Below are 677 nucleotides of genomic sequence, written 5' to 3'. Positions count from 1 at the left end.
GTAAAAATATCGGCCAAGCTCTGAAGTATAGTTTGGCGCTTTCAGGGTACAAACTTGATGATCTGAAAAGAACCGAGCAAAAAGTTTTAAATCTATTTACGTTAAATCTTCCTTTCACAAATCGAGAGTTTGTAGCAGCAATAACGATGCAAGTTATCGAAACGATCATTGGTGCTGGATTTGTTGCTCACGTCGATGACAAAACAAGAACGGTGAGAATAAACACAAGAGTACAATCTTAATGTCTAGAGAAAAAACAAACTTGCATGATGCGCGTCATGACGATTCAACATTTGTAACTGAATCTGATTTGGATAGAAAAAAAACCTAATCCCTAACGATGAAAATGAAAGTGCCAACAGCGAGACGGAAGAAGCTCATATCGTTCAAGAAAAAAATAATAACGAAAGCCTACATCATGAGAATGTCGATGATGGTGAAAACGATGATGAAGAAGCTAGCGATTTAGAAATCAGTGACAACGACTAAGAAAAAAACTGAAAGCGAAGAATCAAATAAAAATTCTAACGAAAAATTTAGTCAGCAGCAGAATTGGTTTTTTGGAGTTAACCCACGTACAGAAACTGGGAAGAGGAAAGGTCGCTTTGTTTAGCGATGGCGTATCAGGTGCAATCCAACTTGTTGAGGAAAGAAACATCGACCAATACAGAGTGACA

Annotated in this window: 1 protein-coding gene; it reads left to right on the top strand. The window is 37.5% G+C overall.

The genetic code is table 11. From position 1 onward, the window contains the following. Nucleotides 1-242, top strand: a 242-nt coding sequence (locus RMT89_RS40610; protein ID WP_315888770.1) for a hypothetical protein, incomplete at its 5' end; no start/stop codon positions are given. Nucleotides 243-677: the final 435 nt, after the last annotated feature.

Source organism: Streptomyces sp. P17, from assembly GCF_032436805.1.
Lineage (GTDB): Bacteria > Actinomycetota > Actinomycetes > Streptomycetales > Streptomycetaceae > Streptomyces.
Note: the sequence above shows the minus strand (reverse complement) of the source record. Positions and strands in the feature narration are given on the sequence as shown.